The 21,957-nt window shown below is 44.7% G+C and carries 17 protein-coding genes; 2 read left to right on the plus strand and 15 right to left on the minus strand.

Annotated features, from left to right (window positions below):
- Positions 1–155: 155 nt before the first annotated feature.
- The 5 genes from moaA to surE form a co-directional block, all read right to left on the minus strand.
- Positions 156–1,256: a GTP 3',8-cyclase MoaA gene (gene moaA, locus L0G63_RS00460; RefSeq protein ID WP_301448882.1), complete on the minus strand. Its 1,101-nt coding sequence runs from the start codon at positions 1,254–1,256 to the stop codon at positions 156–158.
- Positions 1,257–1,377: 121 nt separating this feature from the next.
- Positions 1,378–2,673: a gephyrin-like molybdotransferase Glp gene (gene glp / locus L0G63_RS00465; RefSeq protein ID WP_301448883.1), complete on the minus strand. Its 1,296-nt coding sequence runs from the start codon at positions 2,671–2,673 to the stop codon at positions 1,378–1,380.
- A 447-nt stretch (positions 2,674–3,120) separates the two neighbouring features.
- Positions 3,121–4,419, minus strand: a complete 1,299-nt coding sequence (locus L0G63_RS00470; protein WP_301448884.1) for a lytic murein transglycosylase — start codon at positions 4,417–4,419, stop codon at positions 3,121–3,123.
- Positions 4,420–4,488: 69 nt separating this feature from the next.
- A complete protein-coding gene (locus L0G63_RS00475) occupies positions 4,489–5,268 on the minus strand; it encodes a M23 family metallopeptidase (RefSeq protein WP_301448885.1) in 780 nt (259 codons plus the stop codon).
- Positions 5,269–5,445: 177 nt separating this feature from the next.
- Positions 5,446–6,297, minus strand: a complete 852-nt coding sequence (gene surE, locus L0G63_RS00480; RefSeq protein WP_301448886.1) for a 5'/3'-nucleotidase SurE — start codon at positions 6,295–6,297, stop codon at positions 5,446–5,448.
- 604 nt (positions 6,298–6,901) lie between these two features.
- Here surE and L0G63_RS00485 point away from each other — a divergent pair.
- Together L0G63_RS00485 and L0G63_RS00490 are read left to right on the plus strand one after the other, a co-directional pair.
- Positions 6,902–7,243, plus strand: coding sequence for an MCR_0457 family protein (locus L0G63_RS00485; RefSeq protein WP_301448887.1), 342 nt, complete (start codon positions 6,902–6,904; stop codon positions 7,241–7,243).
- 496 nt (positions 7,244–7,739) lie between these two features.
- Positions 7,740–8,906 (plus strand): D-alanyl-D-alanine carboxypeptidase family protein, encoded by a 1,167-nt coding sequence (locus L0G63_RS00490; RefSeq protein WP_301448888.1) that lies wholly within the window; start codon positions 7,740–7,742, stop codon positions 8,904–8,906.
- A gap of 210 nt (positions 8,907–9,116) precedes the next feature.
- Here L0G63_RS00490 and L0G63_RS00495 read toward each other — a convergent pair whose 3' ends face one another.
- From L0G63_RS00495 to ndk, 10 genes are all read right to left on the minus strand, one after another.
- Positions 9,117–11,066, minus strand: a complete 1,950-nt coding sequence (locus L0G63_RS00495; protein ID WP_301448889.1) for a HAMP domain-containing sensor histidine kinase — start codon at positions 11,064–11,066, stop codon at positions 9,117–9,119.
- Positions 11,067–11,254: 188 nt separating this feature from the next.
- Positions 11,255–12,676: a ribosome biogenesis GTPase Der gene (gene der, locus L0G63_RS00500; protein WP_301448890.1), complete on the minus strand. Its 1,422-nt coding sequence runs from the start codon at positions 12,674–12,676 to the stop codon at positions 11,255–11,257.
- A 285-nt stretch (positions 12,677–12,961) separates the two neighbouring features.
- Positions 12,962–14,182: an outer membrane protein assembly factor BamB gene (bamB, locus tag L0G63_RS00505; protein WP_301448891.1), complete on the minus strand. Its 1,221-nt coding sequence runs from the start codon at positions 14,180–14,182 to the stop codon at positions 12,962–12,964.
- Between the two features lie 116 nt (positions 14,183–14,298).
- A complete protein-coding gene (locus tag L0G63_RS00510; protein ID WP_301448892.1) occupies positions 14,299–15,093 on the minus strand; it encodes a tetratricopeptide repeat protein in 795 nt (264 codons plus the stop codon).
- A gap of 69 nt (positions 15,094–15,162) precedes the next feature.
- Positions 15,163–16,464 carry a histidine--tRNA ligase gene (gene hisS / locus L0G63_RS00515; protein WP_301448893.1) on the minus strand — a complete coding sequence of 434 codons (1,302 nt, stop codon included), beginning with the start codon at positions 16,462–16,464 and terminating at the stop codon, positions 15,163–15,165.
- A 123-nt stretch (positions 16,465–16,587) separates the two neighbouring features.
- Positions 16,588–17,703, minus strand: coding sequence for a flavodoxin-dependent (E)-4-hydroxy-3-methylbut-2-enyl-diphosphate synthase (ispG, locus tag L0G63_RS00520; RefSeq protein ID WP_301448894.1), 1,116 nt, complete (start codon positions 17,701–17,703; stop codon positions 16,588–16,590).
- Between the two features lie 129 nt (positions 17,704–17,832).
- Positions 17,833–18,654, minus strand: coding sequence for a helix-turn-helix domain-containing protein (locus tag L0G63_RS00525; protein WP_367618342.1), 822 nt, complete (start codon positions 18,652–18,654; stop codon positions 17,833–17,835).
- The gene (gene pilW / locus L0G63_RS00530) at positions 18,645–19,559 is read right to left on the minus strand and encodes a type IV pilus biogenesis/stability protein PilW (RefSeq protein ID WP_301448895.1); all 915 of its coding nucleotides are present in this window, start codon (positions 19,557–19,559) and stop codon (positions 18,645–18,647) included. Before pilW ends, L0G63_RS00525 begins: the two co-directional genes overlap by 10 nt.
- A 209-nt stretch (positions 19,560–19,768) precedes the next feature.
- Positions 19,769–21,001, minus strand: a complete 1,233-nt coding sequence (gene rlmN, locus L0G63_RS00535) for a 23S rRNA (adenine(2503)-C(2))-methyltransferase RlmN (RefSeq protein WP_301448896.1) — start codon at positions 20,999–21,001, stop codon at positions 19,769–19,771.
- Positions 21,002–21,337: 336 nt separating this feature from the next.
- The gene (gene ndk, locus L0G63_RS00540; protein ID WP_301448897.1) at positions 21,338–21,769 is read right to left on the minus strand and encodes a nucleoside-diphosphate kinase; all 432 of its coding nucleotides are present in this window, start codon (positions 21,767–21,769) and stop codon (positions 21,338–21,340) included.
- Between the last annotated feature and the right edge of the window lie 188 nt (positions 21,770–21,957).

Genomic DNA, 21,957 nt, shown 5'->3' on the forward strand with positions numbered 1-21,957 from the left:
AGATTAGTGAGGTGCTCTTCTTTTTTCAATCACTTTCGAAGTTGAGAGTGGGGTTTATAGATATAATTTTATACTTGTATCAAAAAATGTTTATGTCAGAAAAGCGATAGCAAAAACAGCATCAGTTATCATCAGAATTAGAGACTCAGAATGCTTTAACCACCGATTATCGAGAGATTATGCATGATGCCACTGTTCGAGTCATGCAGATGATGATGTTCAGGCTTAATCGGCATAAAGCTATGCAGGGTACTCACTAGCCCTTGGATATCGTCTTGTTGTAAGTATGGACGGATATCATAATTACCTTGGTCAAATAAGCACAGATGCACCTTGCCCTGACTACTGACTCGCAAGCGATTGCAAGTATCACAAAAGTGCGCCGCATAAGGGGCAATCATGCCAATACGACCAACATAATTAGGATGACTGTACTCCACGGCTGGACCATCGGCACTACCGCGTTCATGCGGCTGCCAACCATGCTCTAACAAATAATCCGTGATGATATCAGACTGAGCATGCTGGGCAAAAAACAAATCGCTGTTGTCACTGGTCTGCATAAATTCAATAAAACGGTACGTCACCTGTCTGTCTTTGACGTAGTTAATCGCGGCGATCAGGTTTTCAAAGGCAGTTTCTGCCATTAAAATACTGTTTATTTTGAGTTTGATATCCGTCGTTTCTAGCAAGGTATCCATATCCGCCAATATCTGTGGCAAGGTATCAAAACCAGTCATTTTATGAAAAGTAGCCGCATCAAAACTGTCCATACTGATATTGAGCTGATCGAGTCCAGCTTCTTGCCAGCTAGCCAAATGTTTGCCTAACTTATAGCCATTACTGGTCATTGCCACTGTTTCAATGCCATCCGTTTGCTTAATGCTCTTGATAATGTCGACAACATCACGACGAATGGATGGTTCACCGCCCGTGATTCTCACTTTTTTGGTACCTACTTGGGCAAAGCCGTGTACCAAAGTGGCAATTTCAGAAACGCTCAACTCATCGTCAGGACGCTTGCCCTGATAGCCATTTGGCAAACAATACTCGCAGCGAAAATTACAGAAATCAGTAATAGACAGACGCAGATACGTCAGACGCCGTGCAAACCCATCAGTTAAAGGCTGATGATATTCAGCTGGCTGGTCAACAAGTACCATTGAGGAGGGTTGTATATCTCCATCAGACAGTACAGAGGCTGACGCAGGAGAGTACCATTTCGGGCTATCTATTTTGAGGGTGTCGTCATTCATATATTACTGCCATCAGTATTGCTTACCATAAGCGTTACTTTATTATTCGTGTTTAGCATTCCATAGCTAGATTGCTTATTCATTATGTCCATCATTTTATAGCAGATTGACTAACGATAAATCAGCGATGTAACCAAGGAAACGGCTGCACCGTAACCTTATCACCAGATGATATGTTGCCGCTGTCTTGATCTAACACAATAAAGCAATTGGCGCGGCTCAGCTGTTTTATTCTGTGTGATTGTTGACTCAAAAAACATTCCACTTGGTAATGACCTGCTTCATCTTGTGACAATACGCCGCGCTGAAAGTCTTTGCGGCCAGGGAACTTTTTGATGTCATTTGTGAGTTTAGCGTTGATCGTTAGCGGCATCGGCTGCTCGGACACACTCGCACCTGACATCTGCCATAATGCGGGTATCACAAACTGTAGCGCGCCCACAACTGTGGAGAGCGGATTACCCGGTAGACCAAAATACAACACAGGCTTATCAAGATTTTTATTTAACTCGCCAAATACGAATGGCTTGCCAGGTTTCATCGCCACTTTATAGTGGTTGATTTGTCCAAGCGTATCGATCACGGTCGTCAAAAAATCATAATCGCCAACCGAAACCCCTGCGGTCGATACCAGCACATCACAGTCTTGCATGGCTTCATGAACCGCAGCTGTCGTCTTCTCCAAGTCATCAGGAATGATGCCATAGTCACGAATGATTATAGGTAAGTCCGACAGTAGGCTTTTGAGCGTTGGGGTGTTTGAATTATATATTTGGGCTAGATGTTCCAGCTCATCGCCAATAGCGACGAGCTCATCGCCTGTCGCGAGCACACCGACGACGAGTGGTTGAAACACGCTCACTTCGCTGATACCTAAGTTTGCCAGCAAGCTGATATCGGCAGGATTGAGGCGCTTGCCTATCTTTAGCACAGCTTCGCCAGACTCAATCTCTTCGCCTTGCGCACGGATATGACTATTGGCATTGGCGGCTTGCGTGAGAGTGATGCTGTACGGCTGACTCTTATCAATAGTCGCTTTGATATCAGCAAAGTTGGTATTCTCTTGCATGATGACCATATCACAACAGTCAGGGACGACCGCGCCAGTAAAAATACGCACACCCTGCCCTGCTTTTGTCTCACCAGCATAGGCACTGCCTGCTTGAGACTCACCAATGATTTCAATCGTCTTGCCTTCTGACAGCTCACTTCCTTTTGCAATGGCATAACCATCCATAGCAGATAGATTCTGTCTTGGCACATCAAAAGGTGATGCAATATCTTGCGCGAGTATGTGGTTACGGCTGTCTAATAGATCACAGATATTGACGGCTCTTTTGTGCAGCGGAAAATCCACATCATTATAATCATTGATACGCAGCTTTATTGCCGCTTGTAATTCTTCCATGGTAATCATAAAGGTATGCTCTTTTGATCGTTCTAATTATTTATTCTTGAGTAGCTATTATTCACAGTTGCTATTAAAAAAGTTGCTATTGAAAACTGATATTAATCATCAATGGTTAAAGTCAGTCATCAAAAACTGCTTATGAAATCATACTCTCCTAGAGTCTATCATTCACAGTATCCATTTTCTTGTATTAACCTTGTCCTGATAAGTTTTGAAGAAAACCATATCAAGGAAGCCATATCTGATCTGCTTTTGACAGTTGGTGCTTGTGGCAGAACTTATGATGCTTTATATCGATCATTTTTAGCAAAAACAAGTATAGACTGAGGCAAAAAAAGCACCGTGGCAAGGTGCTTTTTGTAGAACAAAGTAAAAATAGCGGTTTTATCACGAAGGACTAAAACCACTGAAAAGGGTGGTTTCTATACAGTGTATAAAAACCGCCAGCTTATCTCACCATCCAGCCAATGAAGACGCACTACTTTGAGTGATAAACCCATCTGGTATTTGCCCATTATCCGCCTGCCAGCGCTGGAATGCCATGCGCGTGTTGGTACCTACAATGCCATCAGCCCCTTTGGTATCGTAACCCATGCTCGTCAAACGGAGCTGTAAGTTCGTGACCTGTGTGGTCGATAATGGACGCTCATAACGCGGCCATGATTTTCGCAGGCCACTTTGTCCATCAATTGTTTTTCCCAAGAGGCTCACCCCTAGCGCATAGCTCGATGAGTTATTATAGACTTTGATCACATCAAAGTTTGGGCTTAGCAGCAATACGGGGCCATCTTTGCCAGCTGGCAACCACAGCTCCATCTCGGTATTGGCATCTAGATAGACGTCATCTATCGTATCGACACCCATCGCCGCCCATCTGGCAGCAGGTTGCTTACTCCCCATCAGTGAATAATCAAACGAAGCAGGTACAGTCGCCTCATAAAAAGGTGCTAGACCGCGAACCCAACCTGAGTTGCTCAAATAGTTGGCAGTAGAAGCCAGCGCATCACCTGTGGCCCAAGGGTTACGGTGACCGTTGCCATCGCCGTCTACGCCTTGCTTGAGCCAAGTCTCAGGGATGAACTGCGTTTGTCCCATACCGCCCGCCCAAGAACCCTCAAGCTGAGACCATGAGACATCACCGCGCTCTAATAGCGTGGCTAATGATAATAGCTGAGCTTCAGCGAATTGTTGACGACGACCATCATAGGCGAGACTGGCAAGCGAGCTTGGCAGATCGCTGCTACCCGTGACCGCGCCATATGACGACTCCATACCCCATATCGCTGCGATCACCTCTGCATCAACGCCATACTGCGACTCTAATTGAGACAAGAACGCACGTTGCTCTGCAAACTTACGCTTACCTACGCTGACACGGCCACTAGAGACAGCAGAGTCCACATATTCCCATGGCATCTTAGAGAATTCAGGCTGTCCTGAATCCAACGAGATCACTTGTTGATTGAGATACGCTGAGTCAAGCAAACGACGAATCACCCCAGCGTCATAGCCTGATGATATCGCCCGCATAGAAAAATCTGATTTCCAATCATAAAAGCTGTTATAGCTTGGCTTAGGCGCTGGCTGCGGTTTGATGACTGGCGCAGGTGTTGGCTTTACCTGCACCGTTTGGGTCTGCGTGATCTCAACGCCGCCTTGGCGCACCGGTTTTTTTTGCATCGCTTGTTGGCTTGTACACCCAACCATCACGAGCGCTGGCATCAGGGTGAGGTACTGTTTTTTTAATCTCATAAAAAGTCTCAAATATGAATAAGTAAAATGTCTCAAAGTCGCCAAGCCATCAGCAACCATACTGCACGCTTAACGCCCAAGTACCGTACGTGGATCAATGGGGTTTCCATTTAAGCGAACTTGGAACTCTAGCCCCACCTGATTGGTCTGACCACTGCTACCCATTGTAGCAATACGTTGACCACGCTGTACTGCGTCACCTTCTTTTACAAGCAATTGGCTATTATGCGCGTAAGCCGTGATGTAGTCATCACTATGGCGAATCATAATCAAGTTGCCATATTCTGGTAGGCCGTTGCCTGAGTAAAGCACAGTTCCTGACTGACTGGCAAGTACCGGATCACCCACATTCCCAGCAAACCACATACCCATGTTGCCTGTGGCTGGATCAATGTTACGCGTGACTGGATTTCGCGTTGGATAGTCATAGCCAGCGGTAGAATTGGCAGGTGCTTGGTACGCTGGTGTTTGAGTTTGTGTGACAGGCGGCGTATAGGTCGGTTGCGGCTGTGCAGGTCTACTATAGTTATTACTTCTAACCGTGTTACCTTGCCATAGCTTGAGCCATTGCCCACTATAGATTGTGTACTTGCTGTCGAGGCCATTTATCGCCCCAATCTGACGATAGTTCAGATTATACCGTGCCGCAATTTGGCTGACCGTATCGCCACGCTGGACACGATGATAGTTAGGAACGCCCTGAGCGTTAGTAATAATCTTAGGGCCTGCTTGGTTGGGTAGCTGATACGTCGGCTTAGTGGCACAGCCGACCACAGATAAAGTAGCAACTGCCATCGTGCCAATCAATGCGGCTTTAGCAAAGTATGATCCGCTCATGATTTTTTTCATACAAGGTTCCTGTTCTTTGTTGCTTATCTATTGTTTCATCATCCAAAAGCGCTTGGTATGACTCAAAAGCCTCTGGTCGTACTTACGACACGGTAGTCATTAGCAAGTAATATCACTAACGCGGTCACTCGCACAGTACTCACTATTCATATTACTTTTGATTGTATCGTATCAAACTCATAAATCTAATATTGACAGCGTCTCTAATGTCGATGTCGGAGTATGGTGCAGACGCACTGGTGACAGACTGATGTATCCTGCCGCTACTGCTTGATCATCAGTCATATTGGGCACAAAAGGCACATCCGCATCATGAGACACTGTATCGCTGGGTATAAATGCCTGAGCTGGCGTCGTCGATGGGGGATCATCCTTACGCTTGCGTAACGATAACCAATAAGCATCTCGACCACGCGGATCAATCATATGGTGTACGGGCCGGGCGATTTGCTTATGTCCCAACGAGGTGACCTTTCGACCTTTGATATCACTACTGCTGCTCACATCGGGAATATTAACGTTTAATACATGATAGGGCAAACTTTTGAGAAGCGCTAATACTGAAGTCTCAGTAATGAGTTTGACAATTTCATCGGCGGCCACTTGATAATCACTGGCTGATTCTTGTCCGCCATTTTTGACACCGCCACCTACCAAAGACGTAGCAATAGCAGGTATCCCAAATAGCTGCGCTGTTAATGCAGCACCAAAGGTACCAGAAAACATCACATCCTGTCCTAAGTTGGCTCCTGAATTGATGCCCGTAATCACACAATCAAAAGTTATATCACCATATAGCTCATGTAGCGCTAGGTGAATACAGTCAGCAGGTGAACCGTTTACCGCTACAAATCCTGAAGCCAGTTTGTGCGTATGCAATGGTTTTGAGACGCTCAGAGCACTGGCATAGCCACTTTGCTCCTCACTTGGGGCAACCACCACCACATCGCCAATGGCAGATAGTGCTTGGGATAGAGCCACTAACCCCGGTGCATATACCCCATCGTCATTACTAATCAAAATCTTCATATCAACTCAGTATATTTGTATCAGACCATCTGTCTACCAGTCATTTTTGCTACCGTACCATATCTTTGTTAGCATAAAAATAGCAATCCACATCCCTTCTATCAAATACAAAAAAAGGGGCAAGCTGCTCTATCGCGCCATTGATATCAACATCTATGAGGAAGATTGGCTTGATGACACGAGCGATTATACCTGAATAATACCGACACACGAACTCAGTGTTCGTCCAAAAACAATCTGTCGTTTTTTTATCTGGGACAATGCCATCAATGTGAATATAAATTAAAATATTCTAGACAAAGCAATGCGTTACAATATACAACACCATAAAACAATACAAACTTCTGCGTTTATATTGTTGTGACTTCACTGGTATATGCTACGGATATGTTGCTGTAAACTACCCTTGGCTCACAAGATATCTACACATAAATCAATATTTTATGTGACTTTTATTTTTTTACCCATTAACATATCACCATTAAATAAAGATAAGCGAGTGTAATACTGAATGAAGAATCAATCGATATTATCTATAGCTTCTGTTATGGCAAAGGCCGCTTCGAAAATTGGGCTTGCAGGTCTAATAGCGTCGGTTGCTATAATGTCTCAAGCCTCTAATGCTGCAAATAATTCTGCGACCACCATTCCACTAGATATGTCTGGTATTAATATCACCAAGCACGAAATTGCTGTGATGCAGGTGCTATCAGAGATCTGTCCATCTATGCTAAACGGCAATCAAAAACAGCGCTTTTATAAGTCTTATACGGTGCAACTGCACGAGCTGATGCCGTCTTTAGAAGATCCAAAGGCTGCGATTCAGTATCTGTCAACACAACAAGATTATCGTCAGATACTACAAGGTATTCGTAGTTGGACCATGGGTTTCTCAAAGCAAGAGAATAAAGCGCTTTGCGAAGATCTTGCAAACGCAGAATACTAATACATATGAGGTAAGCTGTACCCAGTTCCGATAAACTGGACTATTAACGACTATAAAAAACCACTTTATCTCATCTGAGTAATTGCTTTCTTTCATCATCTTAAAGAGTAACGCTGACAACTTACTTATTAAGATTGGGTAACATCAAAGCTTGCTGCCACGCCGTTCATAAATCATGAGTGAGGCTGCAGGCTTTTTGTGATTATTAAGTGCGCTTTGTCAAAACCATCTCTAGATTGATGGAGTAAACACTTACATACCCATTCGCTTTTCTTTTCATTGGCGTCTGACTTTTTTGCATTTATCGATTCCCCATCGGTTGGCATTTTGCTAAGATAAGGCGTTAATTTTATGTCTATCGCGCAGTCGTTTCAGTTTTGATTCATACATTATTTTAGACAGGATGGTACAGTCGTGCTGCTTAAAACAATGTATGAAATTGGCACTGAGCACGAACGATAGATACATTTGGCTCCATGATGCGGTGTAATGATATATGACAGTAAAGCGTGTGAAAAACCAGTTAGTACAGCTGGTAGTTGGTGTAAGTATCTCAATGAGTGCAGTGATGGCAAACGCAGCCATACAACCACCTGAGATGGACAATACCGCCTATGTATTGATGGACTATAATACTGGTGAGATTTTGGCTCAAAAAAATGCGAACGAGTCGTTGCCGCCAGCGTCCTTAACCAAAATGATGACCAGTTATATCATTGAACAGCGTCTAGCATCAGGCGACCTTAAAGAAGACGACCAAGTACTCATGAGCAAAAATGCTTGGTGCCGTGGTAGCAGCAGTCAATCTTGTATGTATGTACCAGTCAACAAGACGGCGAGCGTCATCGACATGCTACGCGGCATTATCATCCAGTCGGGCAATGATGCCTCAAAAGCCATGGCTGAGCATATCGCGGGTAGTGAGTCATCGTTTGCCATTTTAATGAATGAGCAGGCCCAAAAGCTTGGCATGGATCATTCTCATTTCGTCAACTCTACTGGTATGCCAGCTGAAGGACATGAGGCCTCTGCATTAGATTTGGCCAAACTTGCTCGCGCCATTGTCAAAAACAGTGGCGATTACTATAGTATTTACTCAGAAAAAGAGTTTACTTACAATGGTATTACCCAAGGAAACCGCAACGCCCTACTCGCAACTGATCCAACGGTCGATGGCTTAAAAACAGGTCATACAAATGCGGCAGGCTATTGCTTAGTGGCGTCTAGCAACCGTGATGGTATGCGCCTCATTTCGGTCATCATGGGTACTAAGAGCCAACAAGCTCGTGCTGACCAGTCACGTGAATTACTCAACTGGGGTTTTGGACACTTCACCACAGTGACCAAAGCACCTGCTGGTCAGTTTGTGAGCAAAATTCCAGTATGGTTTGGGGAAGCTGATGAGGTCGAGTTGGCAACTGGCGACAATCTACAGATCCTAACCAGCAAAACGCAAAAGAATAAAATCACAACAGTGGTTGATATTCCTGAAAGCCTAGAAGCACCGATCAAAAAAGGTCAAGAAATCGGCAAAATGATGGCCGTTATCGACGGTAAAGCCGTTGCCTCTGTACCTATTGTTGCCACCAATGATATCGAACAATCAGGATTCTTGAGCCGTACTTGGCAACATATCGTACGCTGGGCAAAAAACCTGTTCTAAAAAATTTTAGAGCATATGTTTTTTCAGCCTAACTCAATTCAATAAACAAAAAAGACGCCTTATCTAAGGCGTCTTTTTTTCTTCAACAAGCACTTAAGCTCAACAGCTGGCAGAGGTAGCAATAGCAAAATAAGCTTGTATTGATACAATCTCTTACAGCGCTTCTGAGTTGACTAACCTGAAAGCAGACAAGACCATTTTAGGATGATGTTATGTCCATAGCAACCAACGTTTTAACAAGTCGCTCAATGCTTTGCTCTCGTAGGTTGTGCTATGACAGTAGTCAACGCCTGCTGATTTTAGCCCATACTCAAAACTATCGACATAACGTGCTCGATGCTGTGGATACCAATATATTAACATCGCACGCTGTCCACTTTCTTTGCGCTCATGTTGACGAATAAGCTTGGCTAACAGCTCAGCTTTGTCCGCGAGTACATCCTCAGCGAACATCACCATATCTACTTTTTGTGCCCGTATCTCATTCATCACTTGCTGTGCGTCTTGGTAACAGATCACCGTAGCGCCCAGATACTCAAGCTCACTCAATAGAGCACCTGTCTCGTGATTATAATAATAAATAATCACGAGACCATTGAGCAGTCGCTGCTGTCGAGATTGTTGTTGATTCGGCATCACTAACGTCAAAGTAAACTGAGTCCCTGACCCCAAGGTGCTATCAACATCAATCATAGCGCCCATCAGTTGTACCATTTGCTTAACCACAGGCAGGCCTACTCCTGAGCCTTCATACTGTCTCGTCTGAGAGGAGTCTACCTGAAAAAAAGGATTAAAAATATCTTCTATATGGTTGCGATCAATACCAATGCCCGTATCTTTTACACTCACTCTCCAGCGATTACTTTTGTCAAAATGCGTTAGCTGTGATGTGATGACCACTTGCCCAGTATGAGTAAATTTAATGGCATTACTGACCAATATCGACAGTATCTGTTGAATTTTTGAGGAATCGCCATATAGACTGTAATCTAAGTGATGAATATTACTGATCAGCTTTAGACCTTTTTGCTGGGCAACAGATTCAAAGTCTGTTAGAAGATCAGAGATCAGTTGTAATGGATTAAATTCATTTTTATGGATCTTTAGTTGTCCCTTTTGTATCTGATTTAATTGGATAATATGATCCAATGACAACACCAGCTTGTCACTGCCATTACTAATGATTTCAACCGCATCTTTTTGCTCTCTGGTCAGACTGTCATAGTCTAATAACTGCAGACCACCCACGATAGCATTGAGCGAAGTTTTCAATTCATGGGTAATCATGCTTTGAAAATTATGCAGCTGCACATCAAGCGACACATCTTTATTATGGAGCTGCTGCTCAAAGGCAGCAAGCATCTCATATCCCTGCTTGGCCTCTTGCAGCCGTCCAAACAATATGGTCAGCGCCTTTTTGATTTGTATCAGTTCGTGAAAATTAAAACGCTGCGGAATAATGGGAAGTTGTTCTAATTCTGCGTTTTTTATGACAATACCGCACACATCGTTCAGAGCTTCAATGTCTTTGACAGGCCAGTTCAGTTTTCGGAAAATATATATGCCTGACATAATGGTCAATATTAAGGTGGTCAGCCACAGAGGGATAATGCTACGAAACCAATGTGAACGCAATACACTCACATCCATCGTAATATTGATATAGCCAACCAGCGTGTTATTGCCACTGAGTTTATCAGTCACTAATAACGTACTCATCCCCTCAGATAAGTCTGCCGCTAACTGCTGATTTGATTTGGGTGTATTGAGCCAAGCACGCCCAAGCGCTTCAGGTTTACTAACGACTGGACAATTGAAACTGATCGTATCGGCAAATAACGCATTTTTCCAATCATTTACTGACTGGTTTACATCGTTAATAGGGTGCGATGTCGAATAAAAAACAATGCTTTGAATGCTAGGTTCATTCTTTAGTAATATATTGACCTGTTCAGCCACGACATCAGCACCGTTTGCGGTCGATGCACTGACCGTCATCAATGAGGCTAGCTGTTGTATGTGTTGCTGCTTTTCTTGATAGTGATGCACCAAGCCATAAATAAAAGGCAAGACAAAGCCTGCCAGCATCGCCACAATCACGGCTTGTCCGACAGAGCGCCAAATGAGCATTGAAATGGTTTGAGACGAACGGGTGTCCATGTCACTCCACTGAGTCAAGAAAACTTTTACTTATAGTACAGGTATTTTTAGAATGTGATAAGCGAAAGATTGAGGTAAGCAGTCCCTGTGTTGCGGTGGTTACCGAAGCACCATAATAATACAGTGCTTCGTGTTTTTATTATCTTCTATTGGTGTGCGACGACGTCAGTCATCAACAGATTGTCATATTAACGAGGCTTTTTATCTTTGGTAGTGAATTTCTTTGCACGGTTGCGCTCACGCTGACGTAACTGCTGCGTCTTCGCCTTGGTGGGCGTATCGCTCTTGTTGGCATATGGATTGTCATTTTGTTTAAAGATGACATTGAGCGGCGTGCCTTCGAGTTTGAATACTTGGCGGAATTGATTCTCTAGGTAGCGCTGATAGCTTTTGGGAAGCGCACTGGTTTGGTTACCATGGATAACAATAACGGGCGGGTTATGACCACCAATATGCGCATAACGTAATTTAATACGGCGACCCGCAATGGTTGGCGGCGGATTGGCAGTGACCGCATCTTGCAAAATTTGCGTCAGACGATTGGTTGATACCTCAAACATAGAAGACTTGTATGCACGTAGGATAGATGGATATAGATTGCCCACGCCGGTACCATGCAGCGCTGATATCAAATGCACTTTTACATAAGGAATAAAGTTAAAACGACGATCCATCTCAAGTTTAATATAGTCTCTTTGATCTGGCGTCAAACCATCCCATTTGTTGATGGCGACTACCAATGCACGACCAGCATCTAGCGCATAGCCGATCATATGAAGGTCTTGATCAACGATACCTTCATGAGCATCAATCACAATCACAGTCACGTTAGAGTCTTCAATGGCTTGTAAGGTTTTAATCACTGAGAACTTTTCTACTTTTTCATCAATCTTACCGCGGCGGCGGACGCCCGCCGTGTCGATCAATACGTAATCTCTGCCATCGCGCTGATAAGGAATATAGATGCTATCACGTGTCGTGCCAGGCATATCAAATACCACCACGCGATCTTCACCCAAAAGACGATTCACTAACGTTGATTTGCCAACGTTTGGACGACCGATAATCGCAAGCTTCAGACCGTTTGGCTCAACTAGGTTTTCTTGTGCAGGCATATCAGCTGTTAAGACTTCAAGCAAGTTGCCCACACCGCGACCATGACTGGCCGCCATCGGATATGGCTCGCCTAAGCCTAGCGCGTAAAACTCTGCGGGCGCTGCATCGTGGACACCATCAACCTTGTTTGCAACCACGTAGACAGGCTTACCCAGAGTATGCAAGAACTTACCAATCTCAGCATCAGCACCGATCATGCCAGCACGAGCGTCAACAACGAATACAATAATATCTGCTTCGTGTATCGCGGTATGCGACTGCTCAGACATATAGTCATCGATATTGCCGCTACCATCATCTGCTTCACCAATACCACCCGTATCCACAACAATGAATGACTTATCTTCATAAGTCGCATCACCGTATTGACGGTCACGAGTCAATCCTGACAAATCAGCGACCAATGCTTGCCGACTTTTTGTGAACTGATTAAATAAGGTTGATTTACCGACGTTTGGACGACCAATTAAGGCGACCACAGGCTTGATACTCATGGGTTACTCTCAGTGAAAGGCATAATGACGGACAGTACAGTGATTCTTCTGACTGATAATATAACCGTCATAAGAATGGGCTGCATGTAACCGCAAATTAAAATGAATGATAAAACAATAGCAAAAATAATGGTTAAGATGACTATATTATATCGGATATACAGATAGCACATCGGTCGCATAGAGTACGCGAAAGCCTGTGTTTAAACAAGCCCTTTACACAAGGCACTAAACGCTGACTAAGCAGCGTTCGTGTTTCATAAAGAATACTTAAAACGTTTTTTATTAGCGTACTAACTGCCAAATAGCCACTTGTCCTGACGTACTTTGAGTCATCAATTGATTGCCTTGCACTTGCAGGTTTGTTAGCGAGCCTTTGGTCTGCACACGGCTCACGATATCGCCAGTCGCTGGAGCAAACAGATGTACCACACCATCAAAATCACCAACCGCAATATAGTTACCAATCATCACAGGGTTGGTTAAGTCACGATACGCCAATGCGTCACTTTCCCACAACGTCTCACCGTTATTGCGATCATAAGCAACCACTTTGCCATCCAAGCTAGTCGCAATCACTTGCTGAGGATTGACGGCTAGTGCTTTTAGGCTGGCAAGCTCATTGACGAACATAACTTGACGCGAAGCCAAATCAATCCCTAGCAACTGCCCACTATAACTGATGGCAAATAATTGATCGTTATCTACGATAGGCATGCCGTCCACATCGCTCATGCGTTCCACTTCACTACTACCAGCACCGATACCGACACGTCTTGACCATTGCGGCAGTCCATTATCAATGGTAATTGCGTGCAAGCGACCATCCGCAGTAGCGAGCAAGGCAGTTTCGTTGTTTAGCAATGTGGGGGCTGCACTACCACGAACACTGATCGCAGGCACTTGCGTTGCAAATTGCCATACTGATTGACCCGTTTGCAGTGACAAACCATGCAAAAATCCATCATTGGCTGATAGTATGACGCGATTATTGCTAATCAGTGCAGGAGACAAGACGGTCCCCGATAACTGTTGTTGCCAGCGTTTGGCGCCAGTCGCGCTATCAAAGGCCATTACTTGACCATTACGAGTACTCACAACCGCTGTCTGACTTAATGCATCCAACGCCACGCCGCCGGTGATTTGGTCTCCGACATTGATAGACCATACACGCTCGCCCGCTCGATTAAAACCTGTTAGCTCACCACCACGTGATGCCGTCACGATTTGCCCATTGGCATAACCCACTTGTAGATTTAGTGGGTCTTTTTTACTGGCTTTTTTGTTGCCAACATCTGTGCTGAACACTGGCTGTAGCACATTGATTGGCTGCGCAATTTGTACCAATTTTACAGGATCATTAACCACTGGCTTGATACCGCGGTTGCACCCCACCACTGCAGTGCTCATTACAGCCAGTACTGCCACATGCATGACTGTCTTTTTGACGCTCTTAACACTGAACAGGGGATTTAACACTTTGCTTGCGCGAATAGATTGAGTCATTAGATGTTCTCACTACAAATGAATTATTATTAATTGGTACATTGGCCAACAGTGGATTGATAATCATAAAATCCGATCAAAAAACATGCAAACAATAGTCATCGCTTCATATCATCTTACTGAGCAGTCTCAGCGTCGACCGTTTCTGAGTTTTCGATAACCATTGGCTGCTCAGGAGTGGCGGCTTCTTGAACCAGACTTGCTTGCTGAGCGATTGGCTCAGGAGTGAGTCCTAAGCTCTCCATCTTCAACGCCAATACGGCTCGCGTTTCTTGACGACTGCGCAGTAATTCCCAAGCGTTGTTGTAGGACTTAATCGCTGAGTCTTTATTGTCTTGTGCCAAATAAATATCACCCAGCAGTTCTTGTTGACTGGCCTCGAAAGAGCTTGGCATATCATTGTTGGCCTCTGACAAGGCTGCATCTGCATCGCCTGTCGCCAGCAACGTTTTGGCATAACGCAGCTGAGTGATTGCCTTTAGACCTGCATCACCCAGATCGATTGCCAGCGCTTGCTTGAATGTCTCAGCTGCCGCAGCAAAGTCATCATTATCGACCTGTTGACGAGCTTTTATCATCAGTGCTTGCCATGCGTAGACTGAGTCACCATGCGTGCTGACCAGTGCATCAATATCTTTGTCTAACTCTGTGCGGCTTTGTACCAACGCGTCTTGTGCATCTGCTTCTAGATCTGGGTTTTGCGATGCCAAGCTCACTTCTTCATTCAATCGTTGAATATCTGCATATTGATCGGCGGCAACAGTATCTACTCGCGCATGGTTATTCTGCCAGTATGTCCAGCCAAAATAAGCAGCCAACGCCAGCAAAATCGCAGTGACAATATAGCCACCATACTGCTTCAATGATTGTATGGAGTTATCTGTATTTGGCGAATTGGGTGTCAGAGCCATATATATTTACCTGATAAAATGTACGTTAATTACTGCTACTAACCTTAAAGCTGCGGCGTTACAAGACCATTAATGACGAGAAAAGTTGTCTTCACTTAAGAGCCAATCTTGTGCTACCGTCTGCTGCTCACCTGTCTGCATGTCTTTAACACTGATCGTGTTGTCATCCAGCTCTTGCTGAGCGATGATGACAGTCAATGCTGCACCTGACTTGTCCGCCTTTTTCATTTGCGCTTTCAGACTTGTCGCACTTGCCATCTTCACTCGTACATCTGGACGACTATAACGTAAGTTTTGCGCATAACTGACGCCTGCGCTATAAACGTCAGGATGCGCCACAACGAAGACATCACAAGCTGGTATATCACCAATCGGCGACACGGCCTCCATAAGTAATAATAAGCGCTCAAGCCCCATCGCAAAACCAACCGCAGGTTCAGATTTTACAGGCTTTTTATCTAATTGATCATCGTTTTTGCCGACGGATTTTAATTGCCCGACCAGACCATCATAACGACCGCCAGCACAGACTGTGGCTTGGCTACCAAGCTTGTCCGTCACCCATTCAAATACTGTCTTATTGTAGTAATCGAGTCCACGTACCAGATGTGGATTGATCTCAAATTTGATACCAAGCGCCGTCAGATAGGCTTGCACTTGTTCAAAATGCGTCACACTCTCTGTGTCCAAGAAATCAGCAAGCTTTGGCGCATCAGCCAACACTGCTTGCGTACTCGCCTCTTTGCTATCCAAAATACGTAGCGGATTGGTGGTCAGACGGCGTTTGCTGTCTTCGTCCAACTGATCTTTTTTGTCTGTCAAATAGGCAACGAGCGCTTCACGATAAGCATAGCGCTCATCGATCTCACCTAAGCTATTGAGCTCAAGACGCATCTCATCGTTTAGCCCCAACTCTTTCCACATCAGATGCGTCATCGCAATCAGCTCAGCATCCGCGTCTGGTAGCGCACTACCGAAGCTTTCAACACCCAATTGATGAAATTGACGGTAACGGCCTTTTTGTGGGCGCTCATAACGAAACATTGGGCCAATATACCAAAGCTTTGGTGTATCACCGCGCAATAAATTATGCTCAATAACCGCACGTACCGCCCCTGCTGTACCTTCAGGACGTAAAGTTAATGGCGTGGGTGGCTCAGACTTGTCCGTGAAGCTATACATCTCTTTTTCGACGATGTCTGTGGCCCCGCCAATCGCACGGGCAAAGAGATCCGTTTGTTCAACGATTGGCAGGCGAATATGCTCATAACCATATCTACCAAGCACATCAGCCAATATCGCTTCTAAATGCAGCCATTTTGCTGACTGTTCAGGCAAAATATCATTGAACCCTTTAATAGCCTTGATCATGGTAAGCTTATATCCTTAAAATTTAACAGTGATGTCTATTATCATTATTTACGTGGTCAAATGAGCGCGATCGCTGCTCTATTTTTTGGCGATGTAGCCAAACGTATATATCCACCCTACAACTTATTTGACGCGTATGATCTCGTTCTCGCGTTTTTTAGCCAAAACTTCTGCATGAGCGCGCACCATGCCCTCTATTTCATCGACCAAATTTTCTGTGTCAATAAGATGGCTTTTTTCGCCCATACGATATACCAAGGATCTTGGCGCAGCACCCACGATCCCGATATCCGCTTCTTTGGCCTCTCCTGGGCCATTTACTTTACAGCCAATCACGGAAAGATCCATCGGCTCACGGATATCCTCTAAGCGTGACTCTAGCGCCGTCATCACTTTAATCACGTCAAACTCTTGACGAGAGCAGCTTGGGCAAGCGATAAAATTAACACCGTTCGAACGTATGTTGAGCGATTTTAAAATATCAAAGCCAATTTTGATCTCTTCTTCAGGCTCAGCCGCTAACGAGATACGAATCGTATCGCCAATACCATCTAGCAATAACCCGCCAAGAGCGATGGCAGATTTTACAGCGCCTGTACGGTAGACACCCGCTTCGGTCACGCCCAGATGTAATGGATTGTCAATCTGCGCCGATAGCAGACGGTAAGCGTCCAAGGTCAAAAACACATTACTGGCTTTGACAGACACTTTATACTGATCAAAATTTAATCGTTCCAAAATATCGATGTGACGCATTGCAGATTCAAGCATGGCTTCGCCAGTTGGCTCAGTATATTTACGCTGAATTTCTTTTTCTAAAGAGCCGGCATTGACGCCAATGCGAATCGGAATATTATGATGTCTAGCACAAGCAACCACTTCACGCACTTTGGCATCGCTGCCAATGTTACCAGGATTAATACGCAAACAATCCGCACCCGCCTCAGCCACTGCTAATGCAATTTTATGGTCAAAATGCACATCTGCAATCAACGGCACGCTCACAAGTTTACGAATCTCGCCAAAAGCTTTTACTGTGTCCATCGTTGGCGTCGAGACACGCATCAAATCAGCACCTGCTTCGACGCAGCGCTTGATTTGCGCGACTGTGGCTGCCACGTCACACGTATCAGTGTTGGTCATACTCTGTACGCTAATTGGTGCATCACCACCGATCGCAACATCGCCGACATAGATTTTTTTGGTCAGACGGCGGTTAATAGGCGATGGCATTGACATAGATAAATCCTTGAATCAAAAATAGAAAAACCATAGGCTTAGATACAAACACGAGAATACAAAAACACTCTCATACGACTGAGCACTTCAGTAACAACGCATCATGACGCTTTGATGTGTCAATAACAACTATGGTGTCAACTCAAAATCGGCTTGCTTGTCAGTGGCATAAGCATCCAAATCAACGGATTCTTGATTGAGCATCAAGCTGAGATTGTCGATATTATCAATTTGCACGCTAAATGGCGGGGTACCTGATAGATCATAGCTACCAGCCGTCTGCGCACCACTGATAAGGGTATTGCCCGAGGCATCCGTGATCGTCACCACCGCATCATCGGTCAGATTGACATTTAAAAAAGCCGTCTCTGTACTGGCATCACCTAAGTTTAAGGCGGATCCGGAGGCACCGACACTGTCTGTATCATTACTAATCGCAGCGCCTTGGGCTTGCTCTATAGCAGAGATGTCTTCGACAGTAGAAACAGGCTCTTGATTGTTTTCCTTACTCGCGTTACTGACCATACGGAATAAAAATACGGCCAAAATAATCAATGCAATCACACCAATAATTAATAATGGATTAAAACGAATGCGACTGTTTGTGTCGCGCTGTAGTGTGCCCATGGGCTGCAATGGCGTGTCGATATTATTGACTGATTTGGCTTTGAGCTCATTAGGATAAGCAGCATCAAAACTATTGGCGATTTTGGCAGAATCTAAACCCAAGTATTTGGCATAGTTAATAGCAAAGCCACGAGCGAAAGCCGCTTGTGGTAGTTCAGCAAAATTTTCGTTCTCTAGCGCTTCTAGATGACGTTTTAAAATAAATAACTCGGCGGCCGCCTCATCTAAACTGACTTGCTTAGTTTTACGGGCTTGCTGCAACATGGCACCAAATGATCCCTGAGCGTTAGATTGAGTGTTTGATGATGGGGTGGTCATTTCCATGGTGCCTCTGGATTATTAAGCCAAGTCTTAAGTTGTTTTGCTTCGTCGCTCAGTGGATAAGCGGATAAAAGCTGCTGAGCCAATTGTTGGCGTGTCGTCATATCGCCTTGTGCGGCAGCAAGCTTGATACCTTGTAAGAGTAGACGCGGGCTAATACCCTGCCCTTGTACCAATATCAGTGTCTCGTCATACAGCCTTTGAGCCTGAGGTACACGCTGTTGCTCAAGCAATAAATCTACCAGCTCAATATGAGCAATGATGCTGTTGCGATTGCCATCGAGCGCTCGCAAAAACGCCTTAGCAGCTGCGCTATTGTCACCCAACTGTAGGTAGGTACGACCCAAATTCTCTAGCGCACCGATACGACCTTCGTAACCGAGTGATGCGCCTGCAATCTCAAACTGCTCTGCCGCCTCACGATAGCGGTTCATCTGTGATAGATAGACGCCATAATTATTGTGCGCTTGCACAAAATCTTTGTCCAGTGCGATGGCTTTTTTGAAGTACTGGTCGGCTTTGGCAAGGTTGATGCGACTGCCTTCTTGCTGTAGCAAAACGCCCATCATATCATAGGCTGGCGCGTAACGGCTATCTGCAGCAAAGGCTTTTTCGAGTTGACGCTGGGCTGTATCGAGCTCATTTTTACGAATATACTGCGCGGCAAGTGAGGTGCGCACACGAGCGATTTCTTGCTGATCTAAATTGCGGTCACCGCTGGGCCTCGTGGATGTCTGATAAGGCGCGATGCCTGACAAGTCATTGTTAGGTGTACTCTGACAACCACTCAGCAATGCGCCTACTAGCGTGATTGCAAGAAGTACAGGTTTCGGTGCAGCCGTCTGCTTATAACGGTTGAAAAATGATTTTTGATACGTAAACTGACAAGAATTTTTAGAAGTCATCATAGCCGCCATCATAAAACTGTGATTCAATGCGTTCGATCTTCGAGGCATCAGTTTAATAGATTTAGCCCCTATAAGTACAATTTAGTTGTGATTAATTGCAATGTTATTCAATCTTTGTCGTTATTGATACATTTTCATTACCGTTGCGACAGATAAAAGACAGCTAAGCTTTTATGCCAAGCAGACAATTAGCGTGTCGTACAAGTAGATTATGAAACGCTTTCACGATCTTTGATGCTTTGTTGCCATGCAGCCGAGCGTCTGGTACGGTCAGCCACTTGTCCGACCAATTGACCACAAGCGGCATCGATATCATCACCGCGCGTTTGGCGAATGGTACACACAAAGCCTGCTTCACTCAATATATTACTAAACGCATGAATACGATTATTGCTTGATTTGTCATACGGCGCATGCGGGAACGGGTTAAACGGAATCAGGTTGATTTTGCTTGGTAGATCGTCTAGTAACGCCACTAACTGCTTGGCATGCTCATTGCTATCATTGACGCCATCCAGCATCACATACTCAATCGTGACGTGCTTTTTATGACGTGGATTGACATCATAGACATAATTTTTTGCCGCAGCGATAAGCTCATCTAACGGATACTTTTTATTAATAGGCACAAGCTCATCGCGCAGCTCATCATTTGGCGCGTGTAGCGAGATGGCTAGTGCCACATCGATGTCTTGCGCCAACTGATACATTTTTGGCACCACCCCTGAGGTAGATAAAGTCACACGGCGTTTTGATAAGCCATAAGCATGATCGCTTAGCATCACCTCCATCGAACCCACCACAGGCTTATAATTCAGTAACGGCTCGCCCATCCCCATCATCACAACATTGGTGACGTTATTTTCCCACAAACTATGATCGACGTGCTCTAAGCTTTCATCTTCGTCCGTCATATAAGAAGCATTGGCCACCCACAGCTGTCCAATGATCTCAGCGGCGCTCAAATCACGCTCAAACCCCTGCTTGCCTGTACTACAAAAACTACAATCGAGTGCGCAGCCAACTTGTGAGGACACGCATAGTGTTTTGCGGCCATTGAGTTTGCTGTCATCAGCTGGAATCAATACCGTCTCAACCAGTGAACCGCCCGTTACCTCAAACACCCACTTACGCGTACCATCATCGCTGTATTGACGATGGATAACCTTTGGCGGTACCACACAAGCATTGAGCGACAATTTATCACGCAATGATTTACTTAGATTGGTCATCTTCTCAAAGTCTGTCACCCCATGCTGATAGATCCACTTCATGACTTGAGTCGCACGAAACGGCTTTTCGCCGATACTTTTGAAGTAATCAGACAGCTGTGCTTGAGTCATGCCCAACAGATTGGTCTTGGCATACGCCTCATCCACCAGCCTAATGCTATCAGTAAGCTTGGTAGGGATGTGCTGGGTTGGTGCTTGAACAGTTGACATAATAGGTAACCTTTTTGCGTGCGCTCAAATAAGCGCGGCAATTATTGATATGAGCGTTGCCATACATACGTATGGCATGAATGCATGAGCAATCCGTTATAAGCGCATTTTTGGTATATTGCACAAAAACATGCTGATAAGGGATTGATAACGCTAGTTAAAACCAATAATGAGGGAATCTTTTCATAATTTCAATCTAGATTGCCTTATTATAATCGACATTGACTGTTATCAAATAATTAAAACGGCCTATACCCATAAGATATAAGCCGTCCTGCAAAAGCAATTATGAGCAATCAGTATGCTAATAATCGCTGCTATTAATAACTATTGTTATTAACGCTTACGTGCACATACTTCGTTATCGCTAAAGAAGTAGCTGATTTCACGTGCCGCTGATTCAGCTGAATCTGAGCCATGTACCGCATTTTCGTCGATGCTGCTCGCAAAATCAGCACGGATAGTGCCTTCAGCCGCTTCTTTTGGGTTAGTTGCACCCATGATTTCACGATGTTTAGCGATTGCGTTTTCGCCCTCTAGTACTGATACCAATACTGGACCTGACATCATGAACGATTTTAGATCATTGTAAAATGGACGCTCAGCGTGCTCAGCGTAGAAACCGCCTGCTTTTTCATCATCAAGTTGTAGCATTTTAGCTGCAACGATTTTTAGACCCGCGTCTTCAAAGCGGCTGTAGATAGCGCCGATGTGGTTGCCAGCAACTGCGTCAGGTTTGATGATAGATAAAGTACGTTCGTTAGCCATGAAAAGCTCCTAATAAATAATAAACTCGGTAAAAGTCAAAGGGTTAATGCTTTGTTTTGTCTTTGGCCGCAATGTTGGATATGGACTGATTTGACCAACTCATGATTCATCAAATCAAAAACCTGAGCGCCAACATAGGATTGCTGCCTATTATAATGATTAAGACTATAAATGATAGGGTTAATTTA

Source organism: Psychrobacter sp., assembly GCF_030454045.1.
Taxonomy (GTDB): Bacteria; Pseudomonadota; Gammaproteobacteria; order Pseudomonadales; family Moraxellaceae; genus Psychrobacter.